This window comes from Bordetella bronchialis (assembly GCF_001676705.1).
GTDB lineage: Bacteria > Pseudomonadota > Gammaproteobacteria > Burkholderiales > Burkholderiaceae_B > Bordetella_C > Bordetella_C bronchialis.
Map to the genome: position 1 here is coordinate 1487619 of NZ_CP016170.1, position 14014 is coordinate 1501632.

The 14014-nt window shown below is 66.2% G+C and carries 16 protein-coding genes; 8 read left to right on the forward strand and 8 right to left on the reverse strand.

All coding sequences use genetic code 11. From position 1 onward, the window contains the following. Nucleotides 1–3: 3 nt before the first annotated feature. Both BAU06_RS06620 and BAU06_RS06625 read right to left on the reverse strand, forming a co-directional pair. Nucleotides 4–444 carry a GlcG/HbpS family heme-binding protein gene (locus BAU06_RS06620; RefSeq protein ID WP_066345923.1) on the reverse strand — a complete coding sequence of 147 codons (441 nt, stop codon included), beginning with the start codon at nucleotides 442–444 and terminating at the stop codon, nucleotides 4–6. Nucleotides 445–473: 29 nt separating this feature from the next. Continuing rightward, nucleotides 474–1442, reverse strand: a complete 969-nt coding sequence (locus BAU06_RS06625; RefSeq protein WP_066345925.1) for a Bug family tripartite tricarboxylate transporter substrate binding protein — start codon at nucleotides 1440–1442, stop codon at nucleotides 474–476. Between the two features lie 114 nt (nucleotides 1443–1556). Between BAU06_RS06625 and BAU06_RS06630 the strand changes: the two genes are divergently transcribed. After that, entirely contained in the window at nucleotides 1557–2810 is a 1254-nt protein-coding gene (locus BAU06_RS06630) for an LVIVD repeat-containing protein (protein WP_197509446.1), read from the forward strand. Nucleotides 2811–2832: 22 nt separating this feature from the next. Beyond that, a complete protein-coding gene (locus BAU06_RS06635; RefSeq protein WP_066345928.1) occupies nucleotides 2833–3888 on the forward strand; it encodes a CobW family GTP-binding protein in 1056 nt (351 codons plus the stop codon). 8 nt (nucleotides 3889–3896) lie between these two features. Here the strand turns inward: BAU06_RS06635 and BAU06_RS06640 are convergent, their stop codons facing one another. The 5 genes from BAU06_RS06640 to BAU06_RS06660 form a co-directional block, all read right to left on the reverse strand. Then, the gene (locus tag BAU06_RS06640) at nucleotides 3897–4814 is read right to left on the reverse strand and encodes an NAD(P)-dependent oxidoreductase (protein ID WP_156770166.1); all 918 of its coding nucleotides are present in this window, start codon (nucleotides 4812–4814) and stop codon (nucleotides 3897–3899) included. A 153-nt stretch (nucleotides 4815–4967) separates the two neighbouring features. After that, nucleotides 4968–5906 (reverse strand): SMP-30/gluconolactonase/LRE family protein, encoded by a 939-nt coding sequence (locus BAU06_RS06645; protein ID WP_066345937.1) that lies wholly within the window; start codon nucleotides 5904–5906, stop codon nucleotides 4968–4970. A 37-nt stretch (nucleotides 5907–5943) separates the two neighbouring features. Beyond that, entirely contained in the window at nucleotides 5944–6798 is an 855-nt protein-coding gene (locus tag BAU06_RS06650; protein ID WP_066345940.1) for an amidohydrolase family protein, read from the reverse strand. Between the two features lie 19 nt (nucleotides 6799–6817). Beyond that, nucleotides 6818–7618 carry an SDR family NAD(P)-dependent oxidoreductase gene (locus tag BAU06_RS06655; RefSeq protein WP_066345942.1) on the reverse strand — a complete coding sequence of 267 codons (801 nt, stop codon included), beginning with the start codon at nucleotides 7616–7618 and terminating at the stop codon, nucleotides 6818–6820. 28 nt (nucleotides 7619–7646) lie between these two features. Next, entirely contained in the window at nucleotides 7647–8219 is a 573-nt protein-coding gene (locus tag BAU06_RS06660; RefSeq protein WP_066345945.1) for a carboxymuconolactone decarboxylase family protein, read from the reverse strand. Between the two features lie 354 nt (nucleotides 8220–8573). Between BAU06_RS06660 and BAU06_RS06665 the strand changes: the two genes are divergently transcribed. After that, entirely contained in the window at nucleotides 8574–9467 is an 894-nt protein-coding gene (locus BAU06_RS06665) for a LysR substrate-binding domain-containing protein (protein ID WP_066345947.1), read from the forward strand. Here the strand turns inward: BAU06_RS06665 and BAU06_RS06670 are convergent. Beyond that, nucleotides 9464–10381 (reverse strand): LysR family transcriptional regulator, encoded by a 918-nt coding sequence (locus BAU06_RS06670; RefSeq protein ID WP_197509448.1) that lies wholly within the window; start codon nucleotides 10379–10381, stop codon nucleotides 9464–9466. The two genes, BAU06_RS06665 and BAU06_RS06670, sit on opposite strands and share 4 nt — an antisense overlap. A gap of 282 nt (nucleotides 10382–10663) precedes the next feature. On the opposite strand from BAU06_RS06670, the gene BAU06_RS26515 reads away from it, so the two are divergent. The 5 genes from BAU06_RS26515 (at nucleotide 10664) to BAU06_RS06690 (ending at nucleotide 13910) form a co-directional block, all read left to right on the forward strand. Then, nucleotides 10664–11311 (forward strand): isocitrate lyase/phosphoenolpyruvate mutase family protein, encoded by a 648-nt coding sequence (locus tag BAU06_RS26515; RefSeq protein WP_156770167.1) that lies wholly within the window; start codon nucleotides 10664–10666, stop codon nucleotides 11309–11311. Nucleotides 11312–11407: 96 nt separating this feature from the next. Beyond that, nucleotides 11408–12382, forward strand: a complete 975-nt coding sequence (locus BAU06_RS06675; protein ID WP_066345958.1) for a tripartite tricarboxylate transporter substrate binding protein — start codon at nucleotides 11408–11410, stop codon at nucleotides 12380–12382. Between the two features lie 55 nt (nucleotides 12383–12437). Further along, on the forward strand, nucleotides 12438–12824 hold the full coding sequence (locus tag BAU06_RS06680; RefSeq protein WP_066345969.1) for a DUF488 domain-containing protein: 387 nt from the start codon (nucleotides 12438–12440) through the stop codon (nucleotides 12822–12824). A gap of 50 nt (nucleotides 12825–12874) precedes the next feature. Further along, on the forward strand, nucleotides 12875–13507 hold the full coding sequence (locus BAU06_RS06685) for a hypothetical protein (RefSeq protein ID WP_066345971.1): 633 nt from the start codon (nucleotides 12875–12877) through the stop codon (nucleotides 13505–13507). 112 nt (nucleotides 13508–13619) lie between these two features. Continuing rightward, nucleotides 13620–13910 (forward strand): hypothetical protein, encoded by a 291-nt coding sequence (locus BAU06_RS06690; protein ID WP_066345979.1) that lies wholly within the window; start codon nucleotides 13620–13622, stop codon nucleotides 13908–13910. Nucleotides 13911–14014: the final 104 nt, after the last annotated feature.

Sequence of the window (14014 nt, forward strand, 5' to 3'; positions counted from 1 at the left end):
CGCTTACAGCGGGTCTCCCGTATCGGGCGTCAGGCCGGCCGCGCGCACGGCCGGGATCAGGCATAGCTCGTCATTGTCCGACGTGTCGCCGGAAATCCCGATGGCGCCGATCGCCTGTCCCGCGGCGTCGCGGATCAGCGCGCCCCCGGCCACGGGCGCGATGCGGCCTTCGGAAATCGTGTTCAGCGCGGCGAAGAAGGCCGGCGCGCCCTGCGCCCGGCGCGCCAGCTCGCGGCCGCCCAGTCCCATGCCCAGCACGCCCCAGGCCTTGGCCATGGCCAGTTGGGGCCGCATGATGCCGGAGTTGTCTGCGCGCTTGAGCACCACCAGGTGCCCGCCCGCGTCCATGATGGCCACGGTCAGCGGCGCGAAGCCGCGCTCGCGGCCCTGCCTGAGGGCTTCGTCGGCGATGCGGTCGGCCTGTTCCAGCAGCACATTGCTCATCCTAGATTCTCCGATGGTCCGCGCGGCGTTCAGTCCACGCGTATGCCTTTGTCCTTGATGATTTTCTCGTACTTGTCGGTCTCGGCGCGGTTGAAGCGTACCAGTTCCGCGCCGCTGGTATGCATGGCATCCACGCCCAGCTCGTTGTAAAGCTTGACCAGCCCCGGCTCGGACATCGCCTTGGCCATTGCCTGGCGATAGGCCTCCACCACGTCGGCGGGCGTGCGGGCCGGCAGATACACCCCCCAGGAGTTCAGGGCGACCATGCCGGGCAGCCCGCTTTCGGCCACCGTGGGCACGTCGGGCAGTTGCGGGGAGCGTTGTTCGCTGGTGATGGCCAGCGGCCGCAGCCGCCCCGCCTTGATGTACTGCATGACCGCCTGGGTGTCGGCGAAGATCATGTCGATCTGTCCGCCCATCACGTCGTTGACCGCGGCGACGCCGCCCTTGTAGGGCACGTGCTGCATCTTGATCCCGGCGGCTTCGTCCAGCATTTCGCCGCTCAGGTGGGCCAGGGTGCCGGCGCCGCCCGAACCGAAATTCAAGGCGCCCGGCTTGGCCTTGGCGGCGCGGATCACGTCCTGCAGGGTCTTGAAGGGCGACTTTGGATTGACGACCAGCACCACGGGACCGGTGGCCACCAGCGATACGGGTATGAAGTCGCGGTCCATGTTGTACGGCACTTTGCTCAGCAGGGGATTGACCAGCGTCGGCCCCATATTGCCCATCATGAACGTATAGCCATCGGCCGGCTGGCGGGCGGCATACTCGGTGCCCAGGGAGCCGGCGGCGCCGGGTTTGTTGTCTATGATCACGGGCTGCTTCCATATTTCCGCCAGGCGCTGGCCCAGGATGCGCGCCATCAGGTCGGATGCGCCCCCTGGCGGGAAGGTGACAACGAGATGGACGGGGCGATCGGGGAAAGCGGCAGCCGCGACGTTCGCCCATAAGGCGAACAGCACTGCCGCGACCATGCTGGTCGTGATTCGGCGGTACATTCGTTGTCTCCTGGTGGTATGGGCATGGCGCCGTTCTGTGCGGCGCCTTTGCGGATATACTATCGATCGATAAATTAGAAAGCAATCACTAAATCTCCGAGCGGGAAAACACTCATGGCGAATTTCAGCAGTCCCAGCCAGGCCGGCCGTGCCGACCAGACCCTGGCCCACAACATGAAACTATTGGCCCAGCACGAGCTGGAGGGCTTCGGGGGACTGGGCGAGGGCATCGCCATGCAGCAGGCCGCGGACGGCCGCCGCATCCTCTGGATGGCCCACGAATCCGCGCCCAAGAATTTCACCGCGGTGGACGTCACCGACCCGCGCCAGCCCAGGATGGTGGTGCAGACGGAGCTGCCGCACATGAAGGTGCGCTCCAATTCCCTGGATGTGTGCGGCAACCTGATGGCGGTTGCCTACCAGACCCAGTCGCCGGGCATGAAGCCCGCCGGCTTCGACCTGTTCGATATTTCGGTGCCGGAACAGCCGCGGCTGGTCTCCCACTTCGATTGCTCGGGTCCGTATTCGCGCGGCGTGCACGCGCTGTGGTTCGTCGACGGCAAGACCGTGCACATGGCCTCGGGCGCGCCGGACTTCCAGCCGCACGATCCCAAGGACGACCAGATCTACCGCATCGTGGACGTCAGCGATCCCGCCAAGCCGGTGGAGGCCGGCCGTTGGTGGTATCCGGGTACCCGCGTGGGCGATGCGGCGCCCCCGCCCCGGCGCCTGCCGGAAAAATTCGATACCGGTTTCCGCGCGCACAACACGAACGTCTTCCCGCAGCGGCCGGATCGCGCCTACGTGGGCTATATCGACGGCGGCGCCTTCGTGCTGGACATTTCCGACAAGTCCAATATCAAGGTGGTGTCCAACTGGAACCACTCGCCGCCCAACAATGGCTTCACGCACACCGTATTGCCCCTGTTCGAGCGCGACCTGTGGATCGTCAGCGACGAGTGCGTGCAGGACGACGGCGCGGACTGGCCCAAGCTGGTGTGGGTGGTCAATGCCAAGTCCGAAGCCCACCCGCTGCCCATCGGTACCTTCCCGATGCCGCCGGTGGAAGCCTTCGCCAAGCGCGGGGGCCGCTTCGGCGCGCACAACCTGCACGAGAACCTGCCCCTGCCCGTGTCTTTCCAGTCGGAAACGCTTATCGTGGGCACCTTCTTCAATGGCGGCGTGCGGGTGTACGACACCAGCGATCCCTACCACGTGGAAGAAGTCGCCTACTATGTGCCGGGCGCGCCCAAGCTGTCGCCTGCCGGCGCGATCCAGTTGAACGACGTCTATGTCGACGACCGCCGCATCGTCTATACCATCGACCGCTTTTCGGGAGGCTTGTACATCCTGGAGCTGACGATCTGACCGGCGCGGCCGGAGTTTCCGCATGGCATATCAGCGCGATCCCGTGGCGGGCAAGCTGCCCGTCACGCTCATCACCGGCTTCCTGGGCAGCGGCAAGACCACGCTGATCCGGCGGCTGCTCACGCACCCCGATATGAACCGGGTGGCGGTGGTGATCAACGAAGTCGGCGAGATCGGCATCGACAACGACCTGGTCGTGATGTCGTCGGAAAACGTCAGCCTGCTGGCCAACGGCTGCCTGTGCTGCACCGTCCGTACCGATCTGCAGGAAACCCTGCGCGAGCTGTTCGGCCAGCGGCGCGCGGGGCAGATCGCCGATTTCGACCGCGTGGTCATCGAAACCACCGGGCTGGCCGATCCGGCGCCGGTCATACAGACCCTGGCCAGCGACACCATGCTGGGCGCGCAATACCGCCTGGACGGGGTGGTAACCCTGGTCGACGCCGTCAACGGGCCGGAGCAGCTGAAGACCCAGCCCGAGGCGGTCAAACAGGCGGCGGTGGCCGATCTGCTGGTGATCACCAAGGAAGACCTGGCCCAGCCCGAGGACGTTCGCGCGCTGACGGCGTCCCTGCGCGAGATCAACGGCAACGCGGCCGTGCGGCATACCAGCATGGGACAGATCGAGCCGGCCGAACTCACCGGCCTGGGCCTGGCCAGCGCCCGTTCGCGGGAAAGCGCCTTGCGCTTCCTGGGCACGGCCTTCGACGACGCCCCGCCGCAGGACGGGCAGGACGGGCAGGGCGGCTATCTTGGCGACCGTGTGCCCTCGCGCCATGCCGGCATCGATACGCTGGCGCTGCGTTTCGAGACGCCCTTTACCTGGGATGTGTTCGCGGCGGCCATGGACATGTTGATCGGCATGCGCGGCGCGGACCTGCTGCGCGTGAAGGGCATCGTCAACGTGGAAGGCAAGCCCGTGGTCGTGCAGGCGGTGCAGCACATCATGCACCCGCCCGTCACGCTGGACGACTGGCCGGGGGAGGACCGCGGATCGCGGCTGGTGTTCATCACCCGCAACATCAAGGCCGCGGCGATACGCGGCTTGTTCGACGCCGTGGGGGCGATCCGCTCCTAGAAGGACGGCTATCGCCGCGGCGCCGACATTTTTTCCAGCACGTCGTATACGGCGGCCGTGTCCGAGTCGCCATGCCCCATGCCCATCGCGGCGTTGTAGACCGGTACGCAGGCACTGAACAGGGGCGCCGGCACGTTGGCTTCCGCCAGCGCGGCGGCGATGAGCTTCATGTCTTTCTGCCAGATCGATACCTTCATCGTGGCCTCGTCCCAGGTGCCGGCGCTCATCGCCGGGCCGCGCACCTGCAGCATGCGCGATCCCCCGGCGCCGTCGGCCAGGACCTTGACGGCCAGGTCCATGTCGATGCCCAGGCGCTGTCCCATCAGCAGGGCCTCCGCCGCGGAGATATTGTGTATGGCCACCAGCAGATTGGCCATCAGCTTCATGCGCATGCCGTTGCCGAACGCGCCGATGTTGTAGGTGACGCGGGCAAAGCCGTCGAAGACGTCCCGCATCGCCTCGATGGCGGCCGCGTCGCCGCTGGCATACACGGCCAGGTCGCGCGTCACGGCCTGCGCGCCGGTACCGGACAGCGGGCAGTCCAGCAAGGTGATGCCGCGGGATGCCAGCAGGTCCTCCGCATCCTGTTTGGCCGGAATGGCCAGCGTGCTGGTCTCGGCGACCAGCAGCCCTTCCTTGCCCGCGGCCGCGATCTGGCGCGATACGTCGCAGAGCGCCGTGTCGCTGGGCAGGCACAGAACCAGAAAATCCGCCGCGCGGATGGCTTCTTCGGGCGCGGCGGCGGGCCGGGCGCCGGCCTGGGACAGGGCCGCGCGGGCCGACGGCAGCGGGTCGTAGCCGACCACCGGGAAACCGGCCTTGACGAGGTTGGCGGAAATCGCCGAACCCATGATGCCGATGCCCAGCACGCCCACGGTGGGGCGGCGCGGGAATGCTGCGGAGGTAGATGCGGAAGATGCGGTCACGGCTGGTCCTCGTGCGTGGCGTATCGGCGGCCGCGCTACCCATGCGGCGCGACTAGTGATCTACCGATAATTTACGCAGTATAGCGCCGCCCGGACAGCGCCGCCGCGCGCGAGGACCACCGCGAGGCGGGGCGGGGCGCGCCCGGCCGTGGCCTAGCCGCCGGCCACGCCCTGCGTGTTGACGAACAGGGAGTAGATCGACGTGCAGGACGCCATGAAGAGCCGGTTGCGGTGCTTGCCCCCGAAGCACAGGTTGGCGCAGCGCTCGGGCAGGCCGATATGGCCGATGGGTTCGCCTTGCGGCGAGAAGACCCGCACGCCGTCGAGTTCGGGCGTGCCCATGCCCCAGCCGCACCACAGGTTGCCATGGACGTCGACGCGGAAGCCGTCCGGCGTGCCGGGGCCCGCGTCCACCAGGACGCGGCTGTTGGCCAGCCGCGTGCCTTGCGCAGTGACGTCGAACACCCGTATGGTCCGCGGGCGGGCGCGCGATTCGATGACGTAGAGCCTGGATTCGTCGGGCGAGAACGCCAGCCCGTTGGGCCCGTTGACGTCGTCGGCCACGACCTCCAGCCGCCCGGTCTGGCCGTCCAGCCGATACACGTTCGCGGGCAGCTCCTGCTCCGCCTTCTCGCCCTGGTAATAGCCCACGATGCCGAAGGGCGGGTCGGTGAACCAGATCGATCCATCCGACTTCACCACCACGTCGTTGGGCGAATTCAGGCGCTTGCCCTCGTAGGTGTCGGCCAGTACCGTGATGCAGCCGTCGTACTCGGTTCGGGTCACGCGCCTGCCGCCATGTTCGCAGGTGATGAGCCGCCCCTGCCGGTCGCGGGTGTTGCCGTTGGCATTGTTGGCGGGGCCGCGGAAGACGCCCACCTGCCCCGTGGCCTCGTCCCAGCGCATGATGCGGTCGTTGGGGATGTCGCTCCATAGCAGATAGCGGCCGTCGCCAAACCAGACCGGGCCTTCGGCCCAGCGGCTGCCCGTGGCGATGCGCTCGACCGCGGCCAGCGGCAGGTGCAGGGCGTCGAAGGCCGGCGCAAGGCTGCGCACGGCGGGATCGGGATAGCGTTGCGTGGGTTCCCACATGGCGAAGGCTCCAATGAGTGCAGGGGCGGGCGCCGGCTCAGGCGTACAGCCGTGCCGGGTTGTCCGTCAGCAGGGCGCGGGCGGTGCCGGCGTCGCCACAGACGCGCCGTGCCAGCGCCAGCAGCGAGGCATCGTCCGGCGCCTGGTACTTGATGTTGACGTGGGGCCAATCGCTGCCCCATAGCACGCGATCGGGCGCGGCCTCGATCAGTGCGCGCATCTGCGGGATGGCCTCGTCGGGCCGGCCATCGGTCACCCGGTCCGCGCCGGATACCTTGACCCAGATCCGCGGTGACCGCAGCCAGCCCAGCAGCGCCTGGCCGGCCGGCGTGTCCAAGCCGCCCCGCGCGGGCAGGCGCGCCATATGGTCCACCACCACCGGCACGCCGCAGCCGTCCAGGGCCTCCAGCACCGCGATGGTGTCGTCAGGACCCGCGTGGACCAGCGCGTGCCAGCCATACGGGGCAATCCGCGCGATGGCCGCGCGCATGCGGCCCGCATCGATGTGCGGCGCGCCGCCGCTCAGGTGCGACAGCACGTTGAAGCGGATGCCGCGCACGCCTGCCTCGTGCATGTCGCGCAAGGTGGTCTCGGGAACGTCCGGGTCGATGATCGCGATGCCGCGATAGGCGCCGCCGCTGGCCGCCAGCGCGCCCAGCATCGCCGAATGATCCGCGCCGTAGTTGGCGCCATGGACGATGACGCCACGGGTCACGCCCATGCGGGCGTGCAGCGCGCGCACGGCGTCGAAGGTAGCCTCCGCCGGGCGGTAGGAGGGATTGGGCGGCAGGGGATAGCGATCCCATGGCCCGAAAACATGGAAGTGGCTGTCCCAGATGCCGGCATCCTGGGATGCCGGTCCGGCGTCGTGCCGCGGGGTTCGATCTGTCATGGCGTCTGGCCCGTTTCCATCAATCGCAGCGCACGCTCATGCCGCCGTCGACGACGATTTCCGCGCCCGTGATGAAGCGCGCTTCATCGGAGGCCAGGAACAGCGCAGCATTGGCGGTGTCGCGGCCGTCGCCCATGAAATTCAGCGGGATGCGGGATTGCCGCTGCTGCAGCAGCGCTTCCACATCGCCGCCGGCACGCTGCTTGGCCAGGCGGACTTCCACCATGGGAGTGTGCATCTGGCCCGGGATGACGGTATTCACGCGGATGTTCTTCTTGGCATATTCCACCGCCACCACCCGCGAGAACTGGATCACTCCCGCCTTGGCGGACGCATAGCCGACCTGCGCCGATCCGGTCCAGCGGATGCCGGAGGTGGACGCGGTGTTGACGATGGCGCCGCCGCCCTGCGCTTCCATAAGGGGCAGCACGTGCTTGCACGTCAGGAACACGCTCTTCAGGTTGAAGGCGATCTGCGCGTCCCAGGTTTCCTCCGATAGCGTCACGGGACCGCCCTTGGCGGAGCCGCCCACATTGTTCACCAGGATATCGACGCGGCCGTATTGCTTGCGGCAAGCCTCCACCATGGCGGCGACCTCGTCGTCGCGCGTCACGTCGCAGGTCCAGGATGCGACCTCGCCGCCCTCCGCGCGGATGCGCTCCAGGGTTTCGGTCATCGCGTCGGCGTTCTTGTCCACCGCGAAAATCCTGGCGCCTTCCTGCGCGAAGCGCACCGCCACGGCCCGTCCATTGCCCCAGCCCGGCCCGACGCAACCCGCGCCGACGACGATGGCCACCTTGTCCTGCAGTCTTCCGCTCATATCGTGTCTCCCCGTGGTATCGCCACGGCTATTTGCTTGCCTGGCCCGGATGCGGGCCCATTTCGATCGGCTCGCCCTCCGGCGGCATGACCTCGAACACGTTCAGGGTCATGGACACCAGGGAGTAATACCCCGCGATGCCGACCAGGTCGATGATGCCGGCCTCGCCCAGCACCATGGTCGCCTTTTCGTAGAGCGCGTCGGGGATGTGGCGCTGGGCGTGCAGGGTGGTCAGGAACTCATGGACGAGGGCTTCGTCGTCGTTGACGTAGGGGATGGGCTTGTCGTCGCGCAGCGCGTCGATCATGGCTTCATCCAGGCCGGCCTTCAGCGCCAGCTGCTTGTGCGCCCACCACTCGAATTCGGAACGCCAGTGGCGCGCCAGCACCAGGATGGACCACTCCGACAGGCGGGGCGGCAGGCTGGTTTCATAGCGGCAGTATCGGCCCAGGGCCTGCGCGGGCTCGGCCAGTGCCGGCCGGTGCAGCCAGACGGCCAGCGGTCCGCGCACGCGGCCCCGCGGGCCACTGGCGATAAGGTCGTGTATGCGCTGCTGCTCGGCATTCATCTGGCCGGGCTGCAGCGGTTGTATGCGTGCCATGGGGCGTCTCCGTTGGTTATCGTGGTGATCGGTGTTCGGTGTTCGGTGTTCGGTGTTCGGTGTTCGGTGGTCCGTGGTCCGTGGTCCGTGGTCGGTGCGCGGTGGGCGGGTGGCCGTGGACGGTCGCTCCGGGCGCGGGGGCGCCGCAGCGGGCAACCCGCTCCGGCCGGCTCGGCCGGCCTGGACAGCCACAGATTCTGGTTGGTGGTTTGATTTCGGTCCAATATATTTTTTGGAAAGGATTGATTCCGAAATAGAATCACCGGATCGGCGCTTCCAGCGCTTCTTCCCACTGATCTTTCCCGTTGCCGCGCGGTCTGACACCATCCCGCTCGCGGCCCCGGCATCACTCCGATGGACGCCAAATCGCTACGCTATTTCCTGGCCGTCGCCGAGGAACTCCACTACGGCAGGGCGGCCGAACGGCTGCATATCTCGCAGCCTCCGCTGACCAAGCATATCCAGCAGCTGGAGGCCCGCCTGGGCGTGACGCTGTTCGACCGCAACAAGCGCAGCGTGCGGCTGACGCCGGCCGGCCTGACCTTGGTCGAGGAAGCCCGGCGTTTGCTGTCGCAGACCGAGCTGGCGACCCGCGCCGTGCAGCGCAGCGCGCTGGGGGACACCGGCCGCGTGCGCATCGGCTTCGTCGCGGCGGTGCTGTTCATGGGCGTCGAAGCGGTCTTTCGCCGCATCGAGCGCGAGGCCTCCGGCATCGATAGCGTCTGGGAGGAAATGGGCTCTTCCGAGCAGCTGGAAGCGCTGCGGCAGGACCGCATCGATCTGGGTTTCGGCCAGATCTCGCAGGGCCTGGGAGGCATGGGTTTCCATCGCGTGGCCAGCGACCCGCTGGTCGTCGCCATGCCCCAATCGCACCCGCTGGCCGGACGCCGGCGCGTGCCGCTGGCCCGCCTGACCGGCGACCCCTTCATCCTGATCCCGCGCCAAAGCGCACCCACCTTCCACGACCTGACGGTGGCGGCCTGCATGCAGGCGGGTTTCAGCCCGAACATCCGCCACTACGCCATGCATCTGGTGTCCGTGGTCAGCCTGGTCGCCATGGGCCGCGGTGTATCGCTGGTACCCCGGGCCTTCGCCCGCGCCGGCCTGCCGGGCGTCGTGTTCCGCCCCATCGACGGCGTCAAGGCCTACGCCGAGTACTCCGTCGTCTGGAACCCGCGCAACAACCTGCCGGTACTGCCGCGGCTGTTGGGACTGTTGGGCGTGCCCGGTATGGCCTCGCGTCTCTAGCGGGACGATATTGCCGAGAAGTTGCGATGCCTCGACAAAACATCAGTTGCGATCTCTACAACGCAATTCAGGTCGCTGCCTGAGGCCGTTCGCGGAAATGCGGCGCAGATCCTGAGCGGATCGAAGGCTCGTCGCTGCTGGTAACGGATGACGCTGCCCCGTTCGATTTCGTCCGCGAGAACGCAAACGGGAAGCAGGCTGACCGCTATTCCCGCGCGTACGAGGCCGGCGATGATGGATAAGCTGCTGCACGTATTCAGCATCGGCGGGGGAGCGTTTTCTTTGAGGCACCATTCGACCAACATCTCATGCAGCGGCGATGGCGGCGGAACGCTCAACAAGCTTTGTCCCGCCAGTCGGGCAGGCGAAAATGTCGTGTCGGCGCTCAGCCGCTTCTCCGAGCCCAGCCATCCGACTTCCGCCAGTGCGATCGGTACCAGACGCACGAGTCGGCTGGTGTCGGGATGGGTCAATAGCGATATATCCAGTTTTCCCGTAGCGAGAAGGTCGTGCAGTGTGAAGCTGTTCGCCACTGTGATATCGATCTGCAGGCCTGGATATCGGCCCTCGAGTTGCCGCACGATCTCCGGCAGGCTCGTCATCGCGATCATTTCGGACGACCCTAACCGCAGGGTGCCATTCAGCGGGGCCTTGCCTCCCAGCCGGGTCTCCAACTCTTCCAGCAGCCCAAGAGCCTGTTCCGCGTAGCGCACCGCCAGCATTCCGGATGGGGTAAGCGTCACGCCGCGGCCGGCGCGCATGAAAAGCCGTGTTCCCAAGGTGCTTTCGAGCTCGCGAACACGCATGGAAATGGTTGGCTGGGTGACATGCATGCGACATGCTGCCGCGTGGAAGGAGCCGTACTTCGCGATGGCCAGAAGTGCTTCCATTTGCGGGATGGATAGTTTTTTCATAAGCGGCATTTATCGATCTACGCGTGAAGAATTGATTGGATGCGGTTGCATTCCTGTTGCTAGGATCCCGACGGCTGAAGGTGGCGCTTCAATGTGGAGGAACAGGTGAACAGCAGGCGATACATGCGAAGGCTGATAAACGATCCGCGTGTTTGCACGTTATTGCCGGTCGGCAACGGTTATCGTGCATTTTTCTGCGGAGAGGAGCGACTGCTTGGATCCCGGCATTTCGCCGGTCACGGCGGAGTGCCGTGGTATACGCAGGCACCGTCAGGAAGCGGGATGGATTTCACCGTCGATCCAGATAGCCATATCCCAACAGCGGACTTCTTTATCGCCAGCCACGATGTTTCTCGTGAGTCCGCTCGGCAGGTGTATGACAGCATCTGTGCCGTAGAACGCTCTGGAGTTTCTGGCGTCCTGTTGGAAAGTCTTTGGGTGAGAGAAGCCGGGACGGTGTGCGGACGCGACCGCATTGCAGCGACGGCACTTATCCAGACTGCGGTCAGAAGCAGATGGGATCCTGATTTTCTCATCTGCGTAAGAGTTCACTCACGGGGTAGGCCGGACTATGCGAGTCTTGTCGATCGCCTGAATGAGTGCGCCAACGCAGGGGCGGATTTCCTATTTTTCGATGGCCCCATTCTGGCCGACGATCTACGTAGACTGGTCAAGAACGTGCCAAAACCTCTATGCGTCGATTTTTCCAGAGCGCCTTTGTCGCCCATCCGGCACGCCTCTTTAGTGTTGTGCGTGGTGGAGGGAAGCGGTGTCGCGGCAGCGGTATTGCCGAGGAAACGTGATCTTCCCGATCCTGACGCCGGATCGCCGATACGGGCACAGACCGCGAAGGCGAAGGCCGAACTACGGCGCAGGAATCGTGTGAGGCGCCGCGTTACCCAAGCTGCTCGCCGTCCCCCGCTCCACTAGCGAGATCCGCGATTGGCCCGATCCTCCGGTCTTTAGTCGCTGACACCAAGGGTGGGACGAGGGTATCCCCAAGGACCATCTACCATAGGAGAGCTCATGAGGCTTCTCTATCGCCTAATGCCCGCTGCCGTGATGCTGCTGGCCATGACGTCTGCCCGCGCAACGGATTCAGTACGGTTGATCATACCCACCACTGCCGGTGGTGGGACAGACGGCTTCTTCCGCATCCTGGCAAAAGAGTCCGAGCCATACCTCGGGAAGCCCATTACCGTCATCAATATGTGTTCGACAACGGGTTGTGCCGGGGGGACCATCGGTGTGTCCAAGCTGGTTCAATCCGAGCCCGACGGGAATACACTGGCTGGCGTCTGGATGGGGCCGCTGACGGTGGCGCCTCACACGCTTCCCGTGGCCTATCTGCCATCCGACTACGTGCCCGTGATGCGGCTTACCAGCGCTCCATATGCAGTCTGTACAAAGGCTGATTTCCCCGCCGATACGGGAGACCAGATGATCGAACTGCTTCGGACGAACCGGGACGCTTATACATATGGCACCGATGGTGTCGGCAATAGCGCCCATATTGCGATGGCACGTATATACAAGCGGCTGGACACCCGCCAACGGGATGTCCCCTTCAAAGGCGCGGGTGAAACGTTGGCCGCGATGCTCGGTGGCCATATCGATATCTACGTCGGTTCATTGCCGCCTGTCATGGAGCACGTAAGGACAGGTCGGGCCAAGTGCCAGTTCGTCACTTCGGCCGATAAGGTGGCGCAGCTGCCGGGCGCTGCGGGCCTACGGGACCTGGGGCTGGCTGACGAGGAAACGCTCCTTTGGCGCGGAATCATCGCACCCAAGGGCACGCCCGTGGAGCGCCTCCGCGAGCTGGAGGCCGGTTTCGAAGCCGCCGCCGGATCACCGGCCGTACGGGCATACGCCGAGGGTGCGGGGGAGCAGATCGTGGTCTATAAAGGAACCGAGTTCCGCCAGCGTATCGACGCGGAGTATGAACAATTCGGTAGGCTGGTGTCGGCGCTTCGCCAGCAGCTGGATATCGATCCGCACTAGAAGGACGGAGCGCGCCGACTCGGTCCCAACCCTTCTTTTCCGGGCACCCATCACCATGACGCATCGCCACCCCTCACGGAACATCGAAATCCAGCGCGCCTACGACGCCACGCCTGGGGGCAAGGCGTATCGGGTGCTCGTGGATCGCTTCTGGCCCCGGGGGTTGCGCAAGGCGGATCTGCAGCCGGATCTTTGGGCCAGGGACTTGGCGCCCACGCGGGACCTGATCAAATGGTTCGGCCATGACCCGGCGCGCTGGGCCGAATTCCGCGCGCGGTATATGGATGAGCTGGACGCCGAAGCCGCGCGGCAGGGCTTGCGCGATTTGCTGGCCGAGGCGGGTAGCCGCGACATCATCCTGCTCTACGGTGCGCGCGATCCGGAGCACAACCAGGCCGTCGTGCTGCGCGATGCCTTGGCGCGGTTCTCTTCCATGGCATGACGCTTGCGGGGCGTACTCCGCAATACGGCACACGCTACAGGGAGACTGTCATGGCACTTATCGTGGCCGCACGGTTCACGACTTTCGAGCAGGCCCAGGGCGCCGCAAGAGCATTGTTCGCCCGCGGCTTCGCCGAAGACGACGTGCATATTTTCTACGTCAATATGGCGGGCGCGCATGCCAAGTATGCAATTGGCGGCGACCGCGAGGCGGATCCGGACGCCGGCAAGGCGCATTACGGCGCGATGCTCGGCGGCGCGGGCCTGGCACTGATCGGCGCCCTCGTCGGGGGGCTGATAGGCGGCGCGCTGCAGCTGGCGCCGCTGGCGGTGGTGGCCGTGGCGGCCGTCGGCGCCTATATCGGTTCGCTGATGGGCGCGCTGTGGGTAACCGGCAAAAGGAAGCCGGGGGTGGCACGCAACCGCGGCGCTCCGGCCGAGCACCCGGAAGCCCGGCACGCGGGCGTACTGCTGGCCTTGCACACCGATGTCACGCGAGAGGCCGAGGCCTGCGGTGTTCTTCGCGATGCGGGCGGCGTGGACGTGGAGCGCGCACAGGGGCGCTGGCAGGAGGGCAGGTGGGTGGACTTCGACCCGCTGCGGCCGCCGGAACGCGAACCGGGCAGCCCCACGGGTACGCCCGCGCGCGACATTCCGCGCGCCGGACAGGCCAGCCCGCGATAACGCTACAACCAGATGGGCTGCCGGATGATGGCGATGGGGCGCGGATGGGCCGGGACCGCTCGCCGCGGCCCACCATCGTCCCGAGGCAGCCATTCCCTATCAGGAGCACGCCATGGCGGAGTACCGCAATTTCAAGATCGAAACCACCATCGTGCCCGATGCGGCCGGCCAGTATGAAGCCACTTTTGTCGTTCAGGCCCTGCGGAACGGCAAGGCCCAGGGCGGCAAGGACGGCGAAAAGCAGGAGGGCGATCGCGAGGTCATGCCGCGAGGCAACGCGGAAGGCGGCCGCTATGCGTTTCCGCCGGTGGGCAGCTATATGACGCCGGACGACGCCCGCGAACAGGCCGAGGCCTGGGCCCGCAGATGGATAGACGCGAACTTCGGGGAGCAAGGCAAGTAAGGGCCATCCGCGCCTTCGGCGCCGGTGCACGGTACACGGCGCCGTGCCCCCGGTCGCCGGACAGGCGCCGCGCATGGGCGCTCGAGCCACCCGCCCTGGATGCG

Bases quoted from the DNA above. Each gene is read 5' to 3' on its own strand.
- BAU06_RS26515 (WP_156770167.1), top strand. From the start codon at position 10,664: ATGGATTTCACCGTCGATCCAGATAGCCATATCCCAACAGCGGACTTC.
- BAU06_RS06645 (WP_066345937.1), bottom strand. From the start codon at position 5,906: ATGTGGGAACCCACGCAACGCTATCCCGATCCCGCCGTGCGCAGCCTT.
- BAU06_RS06625 (WP_066345925.1), bottom strand. From the start codon at position 1,442: ATGTACCGCCGAATCACGACCAGCATGGTCGCGGCAGTGCTGTTCGCC.
- BAU06_RS06620 (WP_066345923.1), bottom strand. From the start codon at position 444: ATGAGCAATGTGCTGCTGGAACAGGCCGACCGCATCGCCGACGAAGCC.
- BAU06_RS06675 (WP_066345958.1), top strand. From the start codon at position 11,408: ATGAGGCTTCTCTATCGCCTAATGCCCGCTGCCGTGATGCTGCTGGCC.
- BAU06_RS06660 (WP_066345945.1), bottom strand. From the start codon at position 8,219: ATGGCACGCATACAACCGCTGCAGCCCGGCCAGATGAATGCCGAGCAG.
- BAU06_RS06665 (WP_066345947.1), top strand. From the start codon at position 8,574: ATGGACGCCAAATCGCTACGCTATTTCCTGGCCGTCGCCGAGGAACTC.
- BAU06_RS06685 (WP_066345971.1), top strand. From the start codon at position 12,875: ATGGCACTTATCGTGGCCGCACGGTTCACGACTTTCGAGCAGGCCCAG.
- BAU06_RS06670 (WP_197509448.1), bottom strand. From the start codon at position 10,381: ATGAAAAAACTATCCATCCCGCAAATGGAAGCACTTCTGGCCATCGCG.
- BAU06_RS06655 (WP_066345942.1), bottom strand. From the start codon at position 7,618: ATGAGCGGAAGACTGCAGGACAAGGTGGCCATCGTCGTCGGCGCGGGT.
- BAU06_RS06690 (WP_066345979.1), top strand. From the start codon at position 13,620: ATGGCGGAGTACCGCAATTTCAAGATCGAAACCACCATCGTGCCCGAT.
- BAU06_RS06635 (WP_066345928.1), top strand. From the start codon at position 2,833: ATGGCATATCAGCGCGATCCCGTGGCGGGCAAGCTGCCCGTCACGCTC.
- BAU06_RS06630 (WP_197509446.1), top strand. From the start codon at position 1,557: ATGGCGAATTTCAGCAGTCCCAGCCAGGCCGGCCGTGCCGACCAGACC.
- BAU06_RS06650 (WP_066345940.1), bottom strand. From the start codon at position 6,798: ATGACAGATCGAACCCCGCGGCACGACGCCGGACCGGCATCCCAGGAT.
- BAU06_RS06680 (WP_066345969.1), top strand. From the start codon at position 12,438: ATGACGCATCGCCACCCCTCACGGAACATCGAAATCCAGCGCGCCTAC.